The following is an 18,356-nucleotide window of genomic DNA, read 5'->3' as shown; positions in this document are numbered from 1 at the left end:
GCGGCCCGCTCGGTCGTCTGCCCCTCGGCATGTCGCCCCTCGTACGGGGGCGTGGATCGAAACGTCGCTCGACCGCCAGCACTACCATTTGATCATCGTCGCCCCTCGTACGGGGCGTGGATCGAACCCTGCTAGGCCCTCTCTGGCCATTTCAGTGCGTCGTCGCCCTACGAGACGCGCCATGCGCATCGCGGGAAATGGCTTTCCATTCTCTGGGCTGGATGCGCGGAATGCATGGATGTAATCTATGTACGGACAAATAAGCCCAGGGCCCCATGGACCGTATCGATCGCACAGCAGCGACCCCCTATTACCAGCAGCTCGCAGACATTCTGTTGCGTCAGATCAATGAGGGGCGCTACGTCCCCGACGATCGTCTGCCGTCGGAGAGCGAGCTTTGCCGGGAGTTCGACCTATCGCGATCGACCGTGCGCGAAACGCTGCGCAGCCTGCAGGATCAGCGCATCATCAAGATGGTGCCGCGCCGCGGCGCCTTCGTCGCCAAGGGCATCGATCGCGGCTGGATGCTCCAGGTCACCAGCGGCTTTTTCGATTACGAGGCCCACCAGGGAGGCAAGCGGGTGGCCACCAGCGTCATTCGTGCCGCCTTCGAACAGTCGTCCCCTTCCGTCGCCGATCTTCTGGAGTTGGAGGGACAACCGACGATCTTCTCGCTGGAACGCGTGCGCGCGCTGGACGATGTTCCGGTTCTGCGTTCGATCAACTACATGCCCGCAGCCGTGGGCGAAGCGCTGATCGGAAAGCCGGTGCTGCAAGGAAAGGACTCGCTCAACCGGACGCTGCGCGCGCTCGGCTACTCGATCTCCTCGGCGCGGCGCGAGGTGGAAGCGGTGACCGTGCCGGACGAGATCGCCGAGAGCCTGAGGCTTGCCCCCGGCTCGCCGGTTCTTCTGATCCGTTCCATCTCGCGGGATGAAAACGGAGTGCCGTTCGACTTCTACCGCTCCTATGTCCGCAGCGATCTCGTCACGATCGCGGTGGATGCGAGAGCCCTAGAAGACGGCTGATCGGCTCCTTGGCGTCGCGATAGCGGGCCTCGTGGATCTCGGCCGCGGCGCGGTCCGGCGGGAACAGCGCGGTGTCGAGCGTCCGGGCGATGGGGTGTCCGCTTCCCCGCGCTGCCAGAAACGCCGCGCCCAGCGCCACCAGCTCCGGCTCGTTGACCCGGTGGATGGTCTGGCCAAGAACGTTTGCTCTGAGGCGGACAAATGCGTCGGACCGGCTCCAGCCTCCGGTCGTGTAGAATGCGCCGGCAGGGATGCCTGCCCGCTTCATCTCCTCGACGATCCGTCGCGCGGCAAAGGTCACGGCTTCCAGAAGCTGCCAAACCGTGCCCGGTTCGCCTGACTGCAGCGCCCCGGTCAATGCCTCGGGTCTCGCCTCTCCGCCGATCAGCGCCGCGGCCTGCTCCCTGCCGCTGAAGGCGTGCTCCGGCCAGCCACGGTCGAGAAGATCGCGCAGCGCAGGGCCCGGCACCGCTCGAAGCTGGGACGCCAGTTCGAAGACGTAAAGGCAGGCTTCGCCAGCGGGTGCGAGCAAGGCCGTCGAACGCACGAGAGGGGGATGGTGCTGCACGCACGTTCCCGTTTCCGCGTGAAGCAGCTCGGCGGTTCCGAGCGAGTCGACGATCGCATCCGGAGCGCCGGCGCGGATCAGGGCCGCCGCCACCGGGTGGTCATGCCCGCCCGCAATGAGCGCCGCGCCGGGCGCGACGGCGCCGCGCAGAACGAGTGAACACTGCCCGCCCACGGTTCCGATCCGGCTCCCCGCCAGCGCCACGTCGGCAAGCGAGGGGGCGCGAGAGGCCTCCAGAAGTTCGGGAAGGAAGGCGCGCCGGGAAATGTCGTAACATCCGCTGCGCACCGCCAGCGACTCGCTGAAGAATGGCCGATGGGCCCACTTGGCCAGGGGGTAGTCGGTGAGCGAAATCCACCACCGCCCCCGCGCGAACTCCTGCGGACGGTGGCGCGCCGACCACAGCCATTTTGCCGCCGTCCTCGTCGGATCAATGGCAATGCCCGTCCTTCCTTCCAGCGAGTGGTGTTCGGCTAGAAGTGCTGCCTCCGCCTCGGCCCGGCGGTCGAACCAGGGAATCGAATAGCCGACCGGCATGATGTCGCCATCGACCATGAGCCCATCCTCGCCAACGCCCGCGGCGCTGATGGCGAGGATGCGCCGGGGGGTCGAAAGACGCCGCCAGGCCCGCACGATCATGTCCTCGAGGACCGACGTCAAATAGGCTGCGTCTGTTTCGACCGCTCCCTCGGCCATGATCCGCGGCGTCGGGCGCGCCTCGGCGGCGAGCGTGGCGCCGCCAGCGTCGACGATCGCCACCTTGACGTTCGTCGAGCCGATGTCGATGCCGCAGAAAAGGCCGTCCATCTTCTGCCTCACCAGGCGCGCTTGAACTTTTCCCGGCTGACGCGCGCCAGCTCGCCGATCACGCGCTTGGCCTCGGCTTCCGGCCGCTGCCAGACCTTGCGGCCCACGACGAGACCCTGGGCTCCGGCGGAGATCGCCGCATCGGCATCCTTGATCGTGGAATCCGAGTCGCCCGACAAGGCGCCACCCGCCACGACGATCGGCACGCCAAGCTCTGCCACCAGCTTGCGGGTGCCTTCCGCGCCCGGGAAGGTGATCTTGATGATGTCCGCGCCGAGATCATAGGCGACGCGAGCAACTTCGAGTTCGGCTTCCAACACCTCTTCGCTGCGGGGAGCCGCGAGCAGGACCGGCTCGACCATCACCGGCATTTCCCAACGCGAAGCCTCGGAGATGACCCGGCCGATGCGCTCGCAATAGAGGACCTTCTCGGCGTCCGAGACGTTCCAGGGCAGCAACAGCTTGACGCAATCGACGCCAAGACGGACCGCGTCTTCCACCTGGGCAACCAGCGTTCCGGTCCCGGTCTCGGGCTTGCCGGTCGGCCAGAATGCGTCGATGGCCAGAACGCGCACCAGGGCAGGGTGCCGCGCAAGGTCGGCTTCGGTGGCGCGGACGATGCCGGTCGTCACCATGAAGCCGGTGATGTCTTCGCCCATGAAACGATGCATCACGTCGACCGGCGACTCCAGCGCCGGCACGCGCCCCCAAACGACGCCATGGTCGACGGGGACGATCAGGCACGCCCTGTCCGGCCGGAAGATGCGGTTCATGCGGTAGTTGGTGGAAAGGCGGTGCGCCATCGCTCGCTCCCAAATTGCGGACCACTTCGAAGATACCGCGACTGCAGCATCCAAATTGACCGTATTGTACGGACAAAAAACTTCTATGCTCTCGTTGTGTCTCCGTCAACGCCCTTGACAATGCGCCGAATCCACTCGTATCGTCATGTTTGTACGGACAATAACGGCATGCCGAGGCGCTGGACGCGCAACGCTGCGCGTGTTGCATCCGGCGGAGAATGACGGGAGGTCCGATCGATCCGACCAGTCGCGGCTCGTCCGACGGCATCGTGTCATCGGGAGTTGGTCTGTCCCCGTTTCGGGCGCAGATCGACAGGGCGGGATTGCGCTGATCGTTCAGATCGCCTCGCCATGGCGAATGCTCGTCTCGCAACCGGCGTGGGCGCGAGACATCCAACGGAAGTGGAGGAACATGATGCATAAACTGAAACTGCTGGCGGCAGCAGCGCTGGCGGCGGCCTCCTTCTCGAGCGGTGCGCTCGCCGATGGCCCCGATCGCGTCGGCATCACCGTCGGAACGCTCGGCAACCCATTCTTCGTGCCGCTTGTGCAGGGGATGAAGGACGCCATTCTCAAGGCCAATCCGAGCGCCGAGATCACGGTGGTCGGCGCGGACTACGAGCTCGCCAAGCAGTCGTCGCAGATCGACAATTTCATCGCCGCGGGCGCGAAGATGATCATGCTGAACGCTGTCGATCAGGTGGCCATCGCCCCCGCGGTCCAGCGCGCGAAGGCTGCGGGGATCGCGGTCGGCGCGGCGGATGTTTCGGCGGCCGGGGCGGACGTCACGGTCATGACCAACAATGTCCAGGCCGGGCAGATCGCCTGTCAGTATCTGATCGATCAGCTCAAGGGCAAGGGCGATGTCGTCATCATCAACGGCCCCCCGATCTCCTCGATTCAGGATCGCGTCACGGGCTGCAAGAAGGCCTTTGCCGACGCTCCCGGCATCAATGTCCTTTCCGACAACCAGGATGGCAAGGCGAGCCGCGAGGGTGGCTTCGCCGTGATGCAGGGGCTGCTCACCCGCTTCCCCAAGATCGACGGTGTCTTCGGCGCCAACGATCCGACGGCGATCGGTGCCGATCTCGCGGCCAAGCAGTTCAATCGTGACGAGATGATCATCACCGGCGTCGATGGTTCGCCCGATCTCGTTGCCGCGCTCAAATCGGGCAATACGCGCATCGTCGGTTCCGCCTCTCAGGACCCGTACAAGATGGCCTACCGGGCGACCGAGCTGACGCTCGGCATCCTCAAGGGGGAGAAGCCCGCCAAGGACACCGAGCTCCTCGACACCAAGCTGGTGACGAAGGACAATGTCGACAGCTATGTCGGATGGGACGCCCAGCGCTGATCGCGGGCGATTTCAGCTAGAACTCGAAGGCGCGCTCTCGAAGGCGCGCCTTCCTCCCGGCCAGCCGCGAAGGTTGGCCCCGGTCTTCGCCGTCCTGCTGCTTCCTCGCGTCCTGGATCACTTCCGGGCGGACGGGAAGCCGTGTCCGCAGCCCAACCTGCCGACGCCTGGCGAAAGAGTTTTCGGATATCCTCATGGAGCGTTCTCTTCGTCTGCCTGATGATGCGAGTCCCGTTCTGGAGATGCGCGACATCAGCAAGACATTCGGCGCCGCGCGAGCTCTCTCGGGCGTCTCCTTCGCCGTTCATGCCGGAAGCGTCCACGCGCTGATGGGCGAAAACGGCGCCGGCAAATCGACGCTCATGAAGATCCTGTCCGGCGCCTATCGCGCCGATCCCGGCGGAACCATCCTCGTCGATTCAGCGGTGGCCGACATACGCTCGCCCGAGGACGCGCTGCGCCTGGGCATCGCGGTCATCTATCAGGAGCTCTCCCTCGCGCCCAATCTGACGGTCGCTGAGAACATGTTTCTCGGCCATGAGATGAGCCGGCGCGGCTTCAGCGACCGAGCCGCCCAGGAGGCGCGCTGCCGCTTCATTCTCCAGCGCCTCGCCGCCGATTTCCTGCCATCGTCCATCGTCTCCCGCTTGTCCATGGGTCAGCGTCAGCTCGTGGAGATCGCACGGGCACTTCTTGCCGACGCGCGGATCATCGTGATGGACGAGCCGACGACATCGCTCAGCGAGAAGGAAAGCCTCCGTCTCTTCGACGTCATCGAGGATCTCAAGACGCGCGGCATCGCCATCATCTACATCAGCCACCGCATGGAGGAGATCTACCGGCTGGCCGACAAGGTGAGCGTTCTGCGCGATGGCCAATCCGTGGGCACCTTGACGGGCGCCGAGATTTCCTCCGCCCGGCTGATCTCCATGATGGTCGGTCGCGACATCTCGACCTTCTACAAGAAGCAGCACTCGCGCAGCCAGGGTGAAGATGTGGCGCTTGCCGTTCAGGACCTCGGCGACAATCGCTTGATCCAGCCCACCTCCTTCCATGTCCGAAAAGGCGAAGTGGTCGCGTTGGCGGGGCTTGTCGGATCGGGCCGCACGGAGATCGCCCGCCTGATCTATGGCGCCGATCGCAAGGCGAGCGGAAGCATCGCCGTCTGTGGCAAGGTGGTCGATATCGCCGGGCCGACTTCCGCGCTTGAAAACGGCATCGCCTACCTGACCGAGGATCGCAAGCATCTCGGCCTGTTCCTCGACATGAACGTCTCGGACAACGTCAACATGTCCGTTATGCCGCGCGACGCGCGCGCGTTGGGGTTTCTGGATCGCGGCCGTGCGAAGCAACGGACCGACGAGTCGATCCATGCGCTGGACATTCGAGGGGCGGACGAGGGTACGCGCATCGGCCAGCTGTCCGGCGGTAATCAGCAGAAGGCGCTTCTTGCGCGTCTTCTTGAAACTGAGCCGAGCGTCCTGATCCTCGACGAACCCACCCGCGGCGTCGATGTCGGGGCGAAGTCGGAGATCTATCGTCTCATCGACGAGCTCGCGCGCAAGGGCATGGGAATTCTCGTCATTTCCAGCGAGCTCGCCGAAGTCATCGGCATTTCCGACCGCATCCTCGTCATGCGCGAGGGACGAATCGTCGGCGAATTGAACAATCCGGTCGGCGCCCCAGTCAGCCAGGAAGCGATCATGGCGCTGACTGCCGGTGAAGAACAGGGCGCGGCCGGGATTCAAGCGGAGTGAAGCAAGTGACTGCCAATGTCGGAGCCGGAAGGCTCATGAGTGGTTCAAAACGCATGCGCACGCTGGTCCGGCTGTCGGGAATGCTCCCGGTGCTGATCCTCATCTGCGTTGGCTTTGAGCTCATGACGGGCCGCTTCATCGCCGTCGGAAACCTTTCCATCGTGCTGCAGCAGGCCTCGATCAACACCGTGCTCGCGGCGGGAATGACATTCGTCATCCTCACCAGCGGCATCGATCTTTCCGTCGGCTCGATCCTGGCGCTCTCGGCCGTCGTTGCCGTGACGACCTCCACCCTGCCGGATTGGGGCCTGCTCGGCATTCCCGCCGGCGTGCTCATTGGTCTCGTTTGCGGCCTCGTCAACGGCGTGCTTGTCTCGCTCGTTCGTCTGCCACCCTTCATCGTCACCCTGGGAACGTTGACGGCCGTGCGCGGCGCCGCCCGGCTCGCAGCGGGAGACACCACTATCTTCAATCCGTCGCTGCCCTTCGATTTCATCGGCAATGGCAGCTTCTTCGGCGTGCCCTGGTTGGTGATCATCGCACTGGCGACGGTGATCGCATCCTGGGTGATCCTGCGGCGCACCGTGCTGGGGACGTGGATCTATGCGGTTGGAGGCAATGAAGACGCCGCGCGGCTCGCGGGGATCAAGGTGCCATGGGTGCTGGTGTTCGTCTATGCGATGTCGGGGCTGCTGTCCGGCCTCGGTGGCGTCATGGCAGCGGCGCGCCTTTACGCCGCCAATGGTCTCCAGTTGGGGCAGTCCTACGAGCTCGATGCCATCGCCGCGGTGATCCTGGGTGGAACAAGCTTCGTCGGCGGCATCGGCTCCATCTGGGGAACACTCGTTGGTGCGCTGATCATCGCCGTTCTTTCGAACGGCCTGATCCTGATGGGGGTTTCCGACATTTGGCAGTTCATCATCAAGGGCGTCGTGATCGTCCTCGCCGTGACCATCGACCGCCTGCGAGTGAGCCGATAGGACTCTTGATGCAGATGAGATCAGCGATTTGCATGTCGTGCCGCATGGCCTTCGCGGGGACGAGCGTCCGTGGCGAAGGCGCTCTAGGCATGGCGCGACGTCGGGTGATATGGCATGCAACTCCAATGATCTGAGCGCACGTCGTACTGTCACCGAACTCCGTAATCGGCTGTTGCGTTAGGGCCTGATGCAATAGATCCGAGCATGGACGTGTCAAACCGCCAACCGCCGAATTCACAGTCGCTGACCTCGAGCGCTAAGGCCGTCCTTCGTCGGCTGGTCGGGCACGGACCATCGACGCGCCCGCAAATCGGTTCCGAACTTGGTCTTTCGCGGCCGACGATGTCCGCGGCGATCGCCGAGCTTGAGCGCGCGGGCTACGCGATGGAAGTCGGCGCGGTCCAAGGCGCGTTGGGTCGCAGTGCGGTACAATATCAGGTGGGTCGCAACACCGGGCATGTGCTGGCGGTCGACGCCGGCTCGACCCATGTGAGAGTTCGGGTTTCAACCCTTGATCGCCGCCTTCTCTATAGCAGGATCGGCCGTCTGCCGGGCAGTCAGTTCGTCTTGAACGAGGCGATCAGCCACGCGGTGAGTGAGGAGGTCCATGCGGCACTCGCGCAGACTCGGGAGGCCTGGGGGCCGCTTCAGGCGCTGGGCATCGCGCTTCCCACCCACGTCATTCGCCCCAACAGCGGCGTGGAAGACTCGCGCCAGCGCATGATCTTTAGCGCCTTCGAACCGCCGGAGGGGGTCGAGGTCCTGCTGGAAAACAACGTGAATTGCGCCGCGGTTGCTGAGCAGCACTATGGCGCGGCCCAAGGTCGGACAACCTTCGCCTACGTGCAGATCGGCCTGAAGATCGGCATGGGCCTGATGATCGGCGGCCATCTCGTCTCCGGCTTCAATGGCACCGCGGGCGAGATTGGACATCTCAGTTTCCCGTTTGCGCCTGGGCTCGCGCCCGAGCCGGGATTGGTGGAGCGTTACCTCGGCGCGGAATCCTGGATCGCCCGGGTTCGGGATGATTGGCCGGTCCATGCCGGACCGCCTCCCGAGACACCCGTGGATCTTCTGGGCGCGGCCGAAGCAGGCAATCACGCTGCGATCGAGCATGTCGAACGTCATGCCGCAGACATCGGCGCCTTGATCGCGACCTGCGTCAGCGTCCTCGATCCCGGCCTCGTGGTCATGGGCGGGGGCGTTGGGGCTTCGGCGCTGCTCCTGCCAAAGCTGCGCGAGGTTGTCGGCCGGCTGACGTTCCCTGTCGAACTCCAAACGACGGCCCTTGGCGGGGACGCAACGATCCTCGGCATCGAGAAGCTGACCATCGCCCGCGTGCTCTCGCGGCTGATTGGCGCCGAACGCTAAACGCGAACCACAGCGCATTCTGGGATCGGATCGTCTCGCGATTGCATCGCGATCGACCGCGTTGACATTTGTCCATCTTCATTTATTTGTTAAGTGGCCTAACTTAATAGGGCTGCCTGACAAGGCTGTCTGCGCCAGTTTCGATAGGAGGAGGAAAATGGCAAAGCTCAACATGATCACCGGCGGCATCGCATCCTTGATGGCGATCTTCGCTTGCAGCACTGCGATGGCAGACGATGTCACGCTCGAATACTGGGTCTTCTCTGATTTCGCCCAGGGCGATGCACTGGCGCTTCAGGAAACCTTCATCAAGGAGTTCACGGACAAGCATCCGGGCGTCAAAATCGAGATCGTCGGCAAGGGGGATGACGATCTGACCGCCGGACAGGTGGCAGGCGCGGCAAGCGGCAACCTCCCTGATGTCTTCATGAATGGCATTCGCGTCGGCGCGCAACTGGCTGAAGCCGGCGTCCTCGCCAATCTCTACGACAAATGGATGGCCATGCCCGAGGAGTACCGGGCACAGTTCGACAAAAACGAGATCAAGAACTGTATGCCCGAGGAAGGCAAACTGTACTGCCTGCCTTATACGGGCTACGGCTCTCTGCTGTTCCGCAACCTCACGGTGCTTGAGAAAGCTGGCATCGACCCGTCGAAGCCGCTCACGACCTGGGACGAGTGGCTCGACCAGATGAAGAAGGTCAAGGCCGCGGGTGTGAATGCCATTCCGGACCAATCGCTGGTGTTCAACTCCATCGCCGAAATGTACGCCATCTCGGGAGACGCCAGCACCTGGAGCATCGACTGGGACGCCAGAAAGACTCGCATCGATCCCAAGATCATGGCCAAGGTGCTTGAGAAATTCGTCGCCATGGCCGATCTCAACTCGGGCACCAGCCGCAACGATCAGGCGACGAAAGACCTGTTCATCACAAATCAGCTCGCGTTCCACACGGTTGGGCCGTGGGTGGACCCGACCTACGTCGAGGCCGCGAAGAATAGTGGCTTGAAATACGACTATGTCCTGATTCCGGGCGACACCGCCGGCAAGCATGGCGGAATCAAGTATTACGAGTTTGTCGGCGTCGCACCGGGAAAGAATTTTGACATTTCCTGGGAGTTTGCTTCTTTCATCACGGAAAAAGAGCAAATGGTGCGTTGGGCGAAGCTGCTTTCCCGCTACAATTCAAATGCCGCCGCGATGAACGATCCCGAAGTGGCAGCCTTGCCGCTGGTTGCCGCCTCGGTGGAGGCGGTCAAGGGCGCCATGGACGTCTTGCCACCCTACTTCGTGAAAGCGGTTCCGAACTGCTATCTCTCCACGGTCGTGGATTACACCTCCGCGACGGCGGACGGCGACTATTCGCCTGAGGAAGGTGCGGAAGAGATGATCTCTGAGCTGAACGCCTGCCTCGCTCAGTAACGTTGATCCTTTGCAAAGCTCGGAACTGAACCCAGGCGAAAGCGCGGCCGGCTGTGCCGGTCGCGTTTCAATCGGTGATCATCATGTCGTCGTTTCGTAAATATCTCCCGCATTACTTGATGATAACCCCGTTCATGCTCCTGTTCGTGGTTTTCTTCCTATACCCGATCATAAGCGGTCTCTTTTACAGCTTCCATGATTGGAATGGTGTGCGAGAGCCGACATTCGTTGGACTTTCCAACTACCGCTGGCTCATCTCCTCGCGGGATTTCTCCCGAGCGATGACCAATCTCTGCGTGTACCTGTTGATTACCGTTCCGATCGGCATCTTCGCGGCGCTTGGCTTGGCGTTGCTCGTGGACAGTTTTACCGGCCGCTGGGCGAACTTCTTCCGAAATGCCTATTTTCTTCCGGTCGTGCTGCCGGCGTTCCTGGCGGCGACGATCTGGCGGTGGATCTACGCGCCGAATTTCGGCCTGCTCAACATGATTCTCGGCTGGTTCGGCATCCCGGCGGTCAATTTTCTCAATGATACCGGCACGATGATGTATGCGTTGATCGCCGTCGACGTGTGGGTCTCGGCGGGCTTCAATATGGTGATTCTACTTGCCGGGCTGAAGAACATCCCTACCGAGCTCTACGAGGCGGCGCGCCTCGATGGAGCGAACAAGTGGCAACAGATCATCCATATCACCCTGCCGATGCTAGGGCCGGTGATGTTCTTCGTCGTCACCTACAGCGTGATCTCGGCCATGCAGGTTTTCGACAAGCCATGGCTGCTGACCGGCTCCTCCTTCACCGAATATGGCGGGCGCCGCGGCGCGTTGCTTTTCCCGGTCATGGACATGATGGGGCAAGCTTTCGGTGAACTGAAGTTTGGTCTTGCCTCTGCCTACGGTTTCATTCTGACGACCGCCATCGTTGCAGTCACTGCTGTCATGTACCTGCTGGGCAACCGCAAGGAGACGAAATGACCGTGATCCGTTTGGCGCGCCGGCCTGACGTCTGGACCGTCCTCAAGTGGGTCGTGGCCATCGCCGTCGCCGTCATCGCCATCTTTCCCCTTTGGTGGATGGTCAACGTCGTCTTCTCCCTGCCTGGAGAACCCGTGTCGATCAATCCGCGTCTTTGGCCCACTTCGGTTGCGGCGGGTATCGACAAGATCGCGATGATCTTCGCCGAAACCGAATATTTCCGCGCGTATGTAGTCTCGTTGATCTACTCGATCCTCACGATTTTCGGCGTTCTGGCCGTCAGTTCGCTGGCTGCCTTCGAATTCTCGCTCTTCGATTTTCCAGGCAAGAAAATCACCATCGCCATCGTCATGCTGTCGCTGATGGTGCCGACGGCCGTCACGATCATTCCCACCTACCTTCTGACCTCGGAGCTCGGCTGGCTCAACACCATGCAGGGGCTTGTCGTGCCCGGCATCGCCTCCGCGTTCGGCCTGTTCATGCTGATGCAGTTCATGAGAGCCATTCCTAGGGACATGATCGAGGCTGCCCGCCTCGATGGCGCGGGCCACTTCGAGATCTACTGGCACATCGCCTTGCCCCTGTCGCGCAACGCCATGGTCACGCTCGCGATCCTGACTTTCATGCGCACATGGGGGAACTACATGTGGCCGCTCATCGTCGGCACACGCCCGGAGATGTACACCGTCGGTCAGGTCGTGGGCCTCTTCAACGCCCCGCTTTCGCACCAGACAGTCGATGTGGTGATGACCGCCAATCTGTTGGCGGCGGTTCCTCCCTTGCTCTTCTTTCTGATCTTCCAGCGCAAGATTGTCGAAGGCATCGCGATGTCGGGCACCAAGGGCTGATGGGAGTTCGAAACAAAATGTCTTTTCTTGAAATATCGTCGGCGACCAAGTCCTACGGCAGGCACAAGGTGCTCGAGGACGTCAATCTCACCATCGAGCGCGGCGAATTCGTCGTTTTCGTCGGCCCTTCCGGCTGCGGAAAGTCCACGTTGCTGCGGATGATCACCGGGCTGGAGACCATCACCTCCGGCACCATTTCTATCGAGGGTGCGGTGATGAACGATGTCGATCCCGCCAAGCGTGGGACGGCGATGGTCTTCCAGTCGTATGCGCTCTATCCGCACATGACAGTCTTCGAAAACATCTCCTTCGGATTGCGCATGGCGCGAAAGCCCAAGGAATACATCGCCTCCCAGGTCGCCCAAGGCGCGGGGATTTTGCAGCTCGAAAAGCTGCTCGAACGAAGGCCCGGTCAGCTTTCCGGGGGGCAGAAGCAGCGTGTTGCGATCGGCCGAGCCATCGTGCGGGACCCACGGGTTTTCCTGTTCGACGAGCCGCTTTCGAACCTCGACGCCGAGCTTCGCGTTCAGATGCGCGCCGAACTGATGGATCTGCATCGCAGGCTCGGCACCACGATGATCTACGTCACGCACGACCAGGTGGAGGCCATGACCCTGGCCGACAAAATGGTGGTGATGAACGGCGGCCGGGTGCAACAGGCCGGCAGGCCGCTGACGCTCTATGATGATCCCGACAACCGCTTCGTCGCGGGCTTCGTGGGATCGCCGAAGATGAACTTTCTGCCGGCGCGCGTCGTCGGCTCGGATATGGGACGAATCCTGCTGGAGGGGATTGGCGGCTCGGCTCGCCTTTCGCTGCCCTTTGCCGGGGAGCTGGCTGTCGGTACATCGGTCGAGATCGGTTTGCGGCCGGAGCACGTTTCGCTTCGTCCGCTCCTCCCGACGGAAAGCAGCGAGGCGCTCGTGGGCGAGGGGAAGGTCGCCTATGTCGAGGATCTCGGTGCGGAATCCCATGTGCATCTCACACTCACCGACGGCACGGCCGTCTGCCTGAGGGCGGCGCGGGGAGAGGCGTCGCCTGGAACGACGGTGCGCTTCTTCGCGTCGCCGGAACGGGCGCTTTTGTTCGACGCCGGCGGGCTTCGCCTGCGCAACCGGAGCGCGCGAACGAAATGAAGCCCCCGTCAGCGACGAATGCCGCTCCGCTGGTTGTCGGGATCGACATCGGCGGAACGAAGACCCATCTGCGCGCTTTTCGCGACGGCGAAGGCCGCATCGATGCCGGTAAGAACCTTGTGCTGCCGAGCAGCGAGTGGCGCAGCCGCGACTGGCAAGAGGACGCCGACCGGCTTCTCGAACTGGTCTTCCGGCTCACGGCAGGCCATCCGCTCGCGGCGATCGGCATCGGCGCTCACGGCTGCGACGATGTTCCGGAGTGCGATTCCTTCACCGCGGCCATCGCCGCTCGCTGCGATGTTCCCGCGGTTGTCGTGAACGATGCCGAATTGATGCCTTGGGCGCTCGACCTTCCCGGAGCGATCGGCCTTGTGGCGGGCACGGGGTCCATCGCTGTTTGCCGGTCTACGGACCAGGGCATGATGACGGCAGGCGGCTGGGGCTGGCTGATCGGTGACGATGGCAGCGCGGCGGGCCTCGTGCGCGAATCTGCCCGAAAGGCCGCACACCATCTCGATGCGGGCGGCGCGCCGGACGAGCCGTTGCTTCGCGCGCTCTCGGCGTCCCTTTCGCTCTCCGCTCTTCCCAGACTCGGCAGCGCCCTGGGAACACTTGGCAATGCGGCGGCCATTGGCGCCCACGCGCCCGCTGTTTTTGCGGCTGCCGAAAAGGGGTCGGCCTTGGCGCTTGCTACCATCCGTGAGGGGGGGGAGGCATTGGCTCGGCTCGTCCTTCATCTCGTCGAACGCGGCGCACCCACAGCGCATGTCGTCGCGGGCGGCAGTGTCATCGTGGCACAGCCGCTTCTGTGGCGGGCCTTTTGCGAAGCGCTGGCTGGCGCGGCCTCCGGCCGCATCACGCCGCACCTCTTCACGGAGAAACCCGTCGAGGGTGCATGCCGGCTTGCCGTCAGCCTTGCGCGCTCTCGAAACGCGGGCCCCTCACGCACCGCCGCCAAACTTCAGTAACAGGAGAAGCCCCATGAGCTATCGTTCGACCATCGCTCGCCAACCCGAAGCCTTGGCAGACACCCATGCTGCTGTGCGCGATCAACTCGCAACGCTTGATCTTTCCCCGTTCGACCGCCCGGTGATCGGCATCACGGGGATTGGCGCGAGCTTCGCCGCGGCCGTCGTCGGGGCGGGTGAGTTGCAGGCTCGCGGCCGCCGCGCCTTTGCCATCCGCGCTTGCGACATGGCCTATGGTCATGATCTTGTCGACACGTTGGTTGGCCTTTCCGCGGGAGGGCGCAGCGTGGAAACGGTTCTCGCCCACCAGAAGCTGCCCACAGCCAAGCGCATCGGCATCAGCAAGGACGGCGCGAGCCCGCTTGCCCAGGCGTCGGATATCCACGTCACGCTGAAGCAGGGATCGGATGCGACGCCATCGAGCACCGGCTACACGGCAACTCTTCTTGCGATGGGCATGGTCTTCGAAAAGCTTCTCGGCGGCACGCAAGACAGCTTTGCCGACATTCCGGCCCAGGCGGCAGAGGTGATCGACCATGCCAGCCAGAAAATGAAGCGCCTGGGCGAGCTTTTTCCGTCGCGGCGCGCGATCGATTGTGTCGGCTTGGGTGCCTCTCTCGGTACTGCCGACGGGGCCTCTCTGCTCATCCGGGAGGCTTCCCGCATTCCCGCCTCGGCCTATGACACCCGCCATTATCTCCACGGACCGCTCGAAGCGATGGATGCCTCGACGGGAGTCGTGATCTTCGGCGATGGCCGTGAGGTGGAGCTTGCCCGTCAGGTGGAAGCGATCGGTTGCCCGGCTCTTCTCGTCACCACAGCTCGGGACGCGTCCGACGGTGATCTTCTCACCACGGTGAGCGTACCCAAGCTCGACAACCTGATCGCACAGGAAATACTGAAGATATTCGTCGCGCAACTCTTCGCGGCTGAACTTTCTGACGCCGCTAATCTGACGGACGTGAAGTTCCGCTACAGGATGTCGGACACCAAGATCGCGGCCGCATCCGCATAGTATCAGCGCTTGTACGCTGAACGGGCGGGGAAGCGGCTCTGCTCTTCGGCGTTCTAGGCGGACGGCGGCAGGTTCGGTTCCAGCATCGCCATGACCTTGCCGCCGCGCCATCGGATCCAGAGGCCCGCGTCCCGCTTTCAACATCCGAGACGCGTTGATGCAGTTTGCGAAGCCGCCGCCGGAAGCCTCGGGCTGGCGTCCAGAGTGGCGGCGCGCCATCGCCCGACGATGGCGCCGGAATTAGCCGGCAAAACTCGGGGTTGCCAGCACGATGGCGCGGCGAACCTCCTCGGCGAAGTCAGCAGCCAGTTGCGGCGGCGGAAATAAAAGGCGCGTCAAAAGGCTCGAGGCAATGCGCGTCGTCGGTGAGAAAGGCCGCACCGTCACCGCAAAGCTCGACAGGAAGCGGGCCGTGAAACGGTCGACGATCGCCACGCCGAGCCCCGTGCTGGCGAGAACGGCGGCTGTGTGGCAGTAGCGCACCTCGACCCTGGGATGGTAGCCGACCCCGGCGCTCTCGAACGAACGCTGCAGCTGCTGCCCGAGGCGCGACCCGAGCTCGATCCCGATCAGGCCGTGCTCGGCGGCCAGTTTCGGCGTGATCACCGCCTCGCTCTCCAGGGGATGGCCGCGAACCACGAGAGCCACCATGTCGCTGCGTTCGAGCACCGAGACGTTGACGGCGGGATGGCCTTCGAGGCCGAGCGCCAGGCCGATGTCGACCGTCCCCATCTCGACCGCCTCGATGACGCTGTCGAGGCGGCGCACGTCGTAGAAGACGGAGAGTTCGCCGCGCTCGGAGAGAAAGCGCTTCAGAGCCAGGGGAACGATCGTGTGTCCGAGCGGCGGCGTCGCCATGATCCGGAGCCGGCCGGCATTGCCGCTGCGCACGTCGCGAACGCGCGACTCGAAGGAGCGGAGCTGGGTGAAGATCGGCTCGATCTCCATGAAGATCGCCCGCGCCTCCTCGGTCGGCTGAAGCCGCCGATTGGCCCGCTGGAACAGCGTGACGCCGAGCTGCGCCTCAAGCTGGCGAATGCCCGTGGAGACCGCCGGTTGCGATATGCCGAGTTCCTCGGCCGCCTGAACGGTCGTCTGGCAGCGCATCATCGTCCCGAAGATTTCGAGAAGGCGCAGCGAGACGTCGTTCTTGCGGTCGATCTTCAAGGGGCTCGGCTCATGTCTGAAGGCGGGCGGCCAACACGCCACCGAGTGCCATCGCGACGGCCGCCTGGGTTGGATCGATTACCGGCACCCCCACCGCCCGCTCCAGCGGCGCGCGGTGACGCGCCATGCCGGCGCAGCCGAGGACGATGGCTTCGGCTCCGTCTGCGATAAGCTGGCGCGCGACCTCGGTCAATCGTGCGAAGGTGCCCTCCGCGCGGGCGCTCTCATCGACCGAGAGGCCGAGCGGGCGTTCCGCGGCGAGCCGCTCGAGCACGCCCATCCGCCGCATGGTCCGCCGATGACGAACGACCGAAGCCGCCGCGATGGCAACCACACCGATCCGGTCGCCGCGCGTCAATGCCGTCAGCACCCCGCTTTCCTGGATGCCGTAGACCGGAACGCGCGCGATCGAGCGGCAGGCGTCGAGGCCGGGGTCGGAGTAACAGGCGAGCACGAAGGCGGCGGCGTCCGGGCGCGATTCGACGAGCCGAACCAGCGGCAAGACGACGCTATCGGTGTCGAGCTGGCTCTCGACGCCGAAGGGACCCTCGGCCAGCGTCAGGCACTCGATCGCCGGTCCGCCGCCGAGCCGAAAGGGCTCCAGCGCGGCATCGAGGCCGGCGGTGACGGCGGCATTGGAGTTGGGGTTGATGACGACGATCGGTCCGCCGGCTCGGGCTGTGGCGTTCATGGGGCGATCCTCGCGCCGAAGTTCCGTGCCGGATCGAGCTCCGGCGTGCGGTGGCCGGGCAGACCCGACAGATCGACCGTGCCGCGAGCGACGAAGGCGCCGCTGCCGGCCGCGGCCTTCAGTTCGCCCTCCAGGACAACGGGGCGACCGCGCGACAGGACGGTGCGCGGCCAGCCGGTGACGCGCATGCCCTCGAAGGGCGTGTAGTCCATCGCGTCGTGCTGGTCGGCGAGCGACACGGTGCGCGTCTCATTAGGGTCCCATATCGCGATGTCGGCATCGGCGCCGATGGCGATCGTGCCCTTCTTGGGGGAGAGGCCGAAGGTCTTGGCGGCGTTCGTCGAAGACAGGGCCACGAACTGGTTGAGCGAAATGCGGCCCTTGACCACCCCTTCGGAAAAGAGAAGCGGCAGGCGCATGGCGATGCCCGGCATGCCGTTGGCGATCTGCTTGAAGGCGGCGTTGGGGCCGCCCATCAGCTTGCCGGTCTCGTCGAAACGGTAGGGCGCGTGGTCGGAGGAGACGGAAGCGAAGGTGCCGGCCTCGACGTGCCGCCACAGCGCATCCTGCGTCGCGGCGTCTCGAACCGGCGGGGAGCACATGAACTTGGCGCCCTCCATGCCCGGCCGATCGAGATCCTCTCGGGTGAGGAACAGATACTGCGGGCAGGTTTCTGCGAAGATCCGCGCGCCGGCCTGGCGCGCGCGGCGCACGAGCTCGGCGCCTTCCGGCGTCGAGACGTGGACCACGAAGAGCGGCGCGTCGACGAACTTGGCCAGGCTGATCACGCGGTTGATCGCCTCCTCCTCGGCCAGCGCCGGATGGCTGATCGCATGATAGCGCGGCGCGGTATAGCCGCCTTCCAGCAGTCGCTTCGACGTCCACTTGATGATGTCGTTGTTTTCGGCGTGAACCATGGTCAGCGCGCCATGGGCCTTGGCGACCGAGAGGATGTCGAGAAGCTGGCCGTCGCCGAGCCTCATCAGATCATAGGTCATGAAGACCTTGAAGGAGGTGACGCCGCGCGCGAACGCCTTCGGCAGCTCCGCCAGTACCGCCTCGCTCGGGTCCGAGATGATGAGATGGTAGGAATAGTCGATCACCGATTTCGGTGCCGCGCGGCTGTCGTAGAGATCGAGCGTTTCGGTGACGCCCATGCCCTTGTGCTGGGCGGCGAAGGGAACGAAGCACGAATTGCCGCCAAAGGCCGCGGAAACGCTGCCCGTGTAGTAGTCGTCCGCCGACATGATGCCGGAGGAGGATTCCTGCTCGATGTGGCAGTGCCCCTCGATCCCGCCCGGCAGCACGAGCCGGCCGGTCGCGTCGATGGTCTCGGCGCCGCCGTCGAGGCGCTCGGCCAGGGCGACGATCCGCCCGTCCCGAACGCCGATGTCGGCCTGGAAGGTGTCGGAGGCGGTGGCGATCGTGCCGCCTAGGACGACGAGGTCGTATTCGGCCATGCTCGT

Annotated in this window: 16 protein-coding genes; 11 read left to right on the top strand and 5 right to left on the bottom strand. The window is 64.0% G+C overall.

Annotation, left to right across the window (positions count from 1 at the left end; translation table 11 throughout):
* Positions 1-275: 275 nt before the first annotated feature.
* Positions 276-1,028: a GntR family transcriptional regulator gene (locus B5D38_RS15140; RefSeq protein WP_078708956.1), complete on the top strand. Its 753-nt coding sequence runs from the start codon at positions 276-278 to the stop codon at positions 1,026-1,028.
* On the opposite strand, the gene B5D38_RS15135 is transcribed toward B5D38_RS15140, so the two are convergent.
* Positions 988-2,403 carry an FGGY-family carbohydrate kinase gene (locus tag B5D38_RS15135; RefSeq protein ID WP_078708955.1) on the bottom strand — a complete coding sequence of 472 codons (1,416 nt, stop codon included), beginning with the start codon at positions 2,401-2,403 and terminating at the stop codon, positions 988-990. The two genes, B5D38_RS15140 and B5D38_RS15135, sit on opposite strands and share 41 nt — an antisense overlap.
* Before the next feature lie 8 nt (positions 2,404-2,411).
* Positions 2,412-3,206 carry a class I fructose-bisphosphate aldolase gene (locus B5D38_RS15130; protein WP_078708954.1) on the bottom strand — a complete coding sequence of 265 codons (795 nt, stop codon included), beginning with the start codon at positions 3,204-3,206 and terminating at the stop codon, positions 2,412-2,414.
* Between the two features lie 415 nt (positions 3,207-3,621).
* Between B5D38_RS15130 and B5D38_RS15125 the strand changes: the two genes are divergently transcribed.
* The 10 genes from B5D38_RS15125 (at position 3,622) to B5D38_RS15075 (ending at position 15,032) form a co-directional block, all read left to right on the top strand.
* Positions 3,622-4,560, top strand: coding sequence for an ABC transporter substrate-binding protein (locus B5D38_RS15125; RefSeq protein WP_116002767.1), 939 nt, complete (start codon positions 3,622-3,624; stop codon positions 4,558-4,560).
* Positions 4,561-4,754: 194 nt separating this feature from the next.
* Positions 4,755-6,317: a sugar ABC transporter ATP-binding protein gene (locus B5D38_RS15115; protein WP_078709267.1), complete on the top strand. Its 1,563-nt coding sequence runs from the start codon at positions 4,755-4,757 to the stop codon at positions 6,315-6,317.
* A gap of 35 nt (positions 6,318-6,352) precedes the next feature.
* Positions 6,353-7,297, top strand: coding sequence for an ABC transporter permease subunit (locus B5D38_RS15110; protein WP_078709281.1), 945 nt, complete (start codon positions 6,353-6,355; stop codon positions 7,295-7,297).
* Positions 7,298-7,501: 204 nt separating this feature from the next.
* The gene (locus tag B5D38_RS15105) at positions 7,502-8,668 is read left to right on the top strand and encodes an ROK family protein (RefSeq protein WP_078709266.1); all 1,167 of its coding nucleotides are present in this window, start codon (positions 7,502-7,504) and stop codon (positions 8,666-8,668) included.
* A 157-nt stretch (positions 8,669-8,825) separates the two neighbouring features.
* Positions 8,826-10,091 (top strand): ABC transporter substrate-binding protein, encoded by a 1,266-nt coding sequence (locus tag B5D38_RS15100; RefSeq protein ID WP_078709265.1) that lies wholly within the window; start codon positions 8,826-8,828, stop codon positions 10,089-10,091.
* Between the two features lie 53 nt (positions 10,092-10,144).
* Positions 10,145-11,065, top strand: a complete 921-nt coding sequence (locus B5D38_RS15095) for a carbohydrate ABC transporter permease (protein WP_245319257.1) — start codon at positions 10,145-10,147, stop codon at positions 11,063-11,065.
* On the top strand, positions 11,062-11,913 hold the full coding sequence (locus tag B5D38_RS15090; RefSeq protein WP_078709264.1) for a carbohydrate ABC transporter permease: 852 nt from the start codon (positions 11,062-11,064) through the stop codon (positions 11,911-11,913). Before B5D38_RS15095 ends, B5D38_RS15090 begins: the two co-directional genes overlap by 4 nt.
* Positions 11,914-11,930: 17 nt before the next feature.
* Positions 11,931-13,049, top strand: coding sequence for an ABC transporter ATP-binding protein (locus B5D38_RS15085; protein ID WP_078709263.1), 1,119 nt, complete (start codon positions 11,931-11,933; stop codon positions 13,047-13,049).
* Positions 13,046-14,017, top strand: coding sequence for a BadF/BadG/BcrA/BcrD ATPase family protein (locus B5D38_RS15080; RefSeq protein WP_078709262.1), 972 nt, complete (start codon positions 13,046-13,048; stop codon positions 14,015-14,017). Before B5D38_RS15085 ends, B5D38_RS15080 begins: the two co-directional genes overlap by 4 nt.
* Before the next feature lie 13 nt (positions 14,018-14,030).
* Positions 14,031-15,032 carry an SIS domain-containing protein gene (locus B5D38_RS15075; protein WP_078709261.1) on the top strand — a complete coding sequence of 334 codons (1,002 nt, stop codon included), beginning with the start codon at positions 14,031-14,033 and terminating at the stop codon, positions 15,030-15,032.
* A gap of 240 nt (positions 15,033-15,272) precedes the next feature.
* Here the strand turns inward: B5D38_RS15075 and B5D38_RS15070 are convergent, their stop codons facing one another.
* The 3 genes from B5D38_RS15070 to hydA are packed head-to-tail and all read right to left on the bottom strand — an operon-like array spanning position 15,273 to position 18,350.
* Complete coding sequence (locus B5D38_RS15070) at positions 15,273-16,199, bottom strand: LysR family transcriptional regulator (protein ID WP_116002761.1); 927 nt, start codon at positions 16,197-16,199, stop codon at positions 15,273-15,275.
* A 10-nt stretch (positions 16,200-16,209) separates the two neighbouring features.
* Entirely contained in the window at positions 16,210-16,890 is a 681-nt protein-coding gene (locus tag B5D38_RS15065) for an aspartate/glutamate racemase family protein (protein ID WP_078709260.1), read from the bottom strand.
* Entirely contained in the window at positions 16,887-18,350 is a 1,464-nt protein-coding gene (gene hydA / locus B5D38_RS15060; protein WP_078709259.1) for a dihydropyrimidinase, read from the bottom strand. The genes B5D38_RS15065 and hydA overlap by 4 nt, the downstream gene beginning before the upstream one ends.
* Between the last annotated feature and the right edge of the window lie 6 nt (positions 18,351-18,356).

Source organism: Consotaella salsifontis (genome assembly GCF_900167365.1).
Classification (GTDB): Bacteria; Pseudomonadota; Alphaproteobacteria; order Rhizobiales; family Rhizobiaceae; genus Consotaella; species Consotaella salsifontis.
This window is presented reverse-complemented; position numbering and strand designations above follow the sequence as displayed.

Excerpts from the sequence above, each read along its gene's own strand:
- B5D38_RS15105 (WP_078709266.1), top strand. The coding sequence starts at position 7,502 with ATGGACGTGTCAAACCGCCAACCGCCGAATTCACAGTCGCTGACCTCG.
- B5D38_RS15125 (WP_116002767.1), top strand. The coding sequence starts at position 3,622 with ATGCATAAACTGAAACTGCTGGCGGCAGCAGCGCTGGCGGCGGCCTCC.
- B5D38_RS15065 (WP_078709260.1), bottom strand. The coding sequence starts at position 16,890 with ATGAACGCCACAGCCCGAGCCGGCGGACCGATCGTCGTCATCAACCCC.
- B5D38_RS15110 (WP_078709281.1), top strand. The coding sequence starts at position 6,353 with ATGAGTGGTTCAAAACGCATGCGCACGCTGGTCCGGCTGTCGGGAATG.
- B5D38_RS15140 (WP_078708956.1), top strand. The coding sequence starts at position 276 with ATGGACCGTATCGATCGCACAGCAGCGACCCCCTATTACCAGCAGCTC.
- B5D38_RS15085 (WP_078709263.1), top strand. The coding sequence starts at position 11,931 with ATGTCTTTTCTTGAAATATCGTCGGCGACCAAGTCCTACGGCAGGCAC.
- B5D38_RS15130 (WP_078708954.1), bottom strand. The coding sequence starts at position 3,206 with ATGGCGCACCGCCTTTCCACCAACTACCGCATGAACCGCATCTTCCGG.
- B5D38_RS15075 (WP_078709261.1), top strand. The coding sequence starts at position 14,031 with ATGAGCTATCGTTCGACCATCGCTCGCCAACCCGAAGCCTTGGCAGAC.
- B5D38_RS15100 (WP_078709265.1), top strand. The coding sequence starts at position 8,826 with ATGGCAAAGCTCAACATGATCACCGGCGGCATCGCATCCTTGATGGCG.
- B5D38_RS15135 (WP_078708955.1), bottom strand. The coding sequence starts at position 2,403 with ATGGACGGCCTTTTCTGCGGCATCGACATCGGCTCGACGAACGTCAAG.
- B5D38_RS15090 (WP_078709264.1), top strand. The coding sequence starts at position 11,062 with ATGACCGTGATCCGTTTGGCGCGCCGGCCTGACGTCTGGACCGTCCTC.
- B5D38_RS15115 (WP_078709267.1), top strand. The coding sequence starts at position 4,755 with ATGGAGCGTTCTCTTCGTCTGCCTGATGATGCGAGTCCCGTTCTGGAG.
- B5D38_RS15080 (WP_078709262.1), top strand. The coding sequence starts at position 13,046 with ATGAAGCCCCCGTCAGCGACGAATGCCGCTCCGCTGGTTGTCGGGATC.
- hydA (WP_078709259.1), bottom strand. The coding sequence starts at position 18,350 with ATGGCCGAATACGACCTCGTCGTCCTAGGCGGCACGATCGCCACCGCC.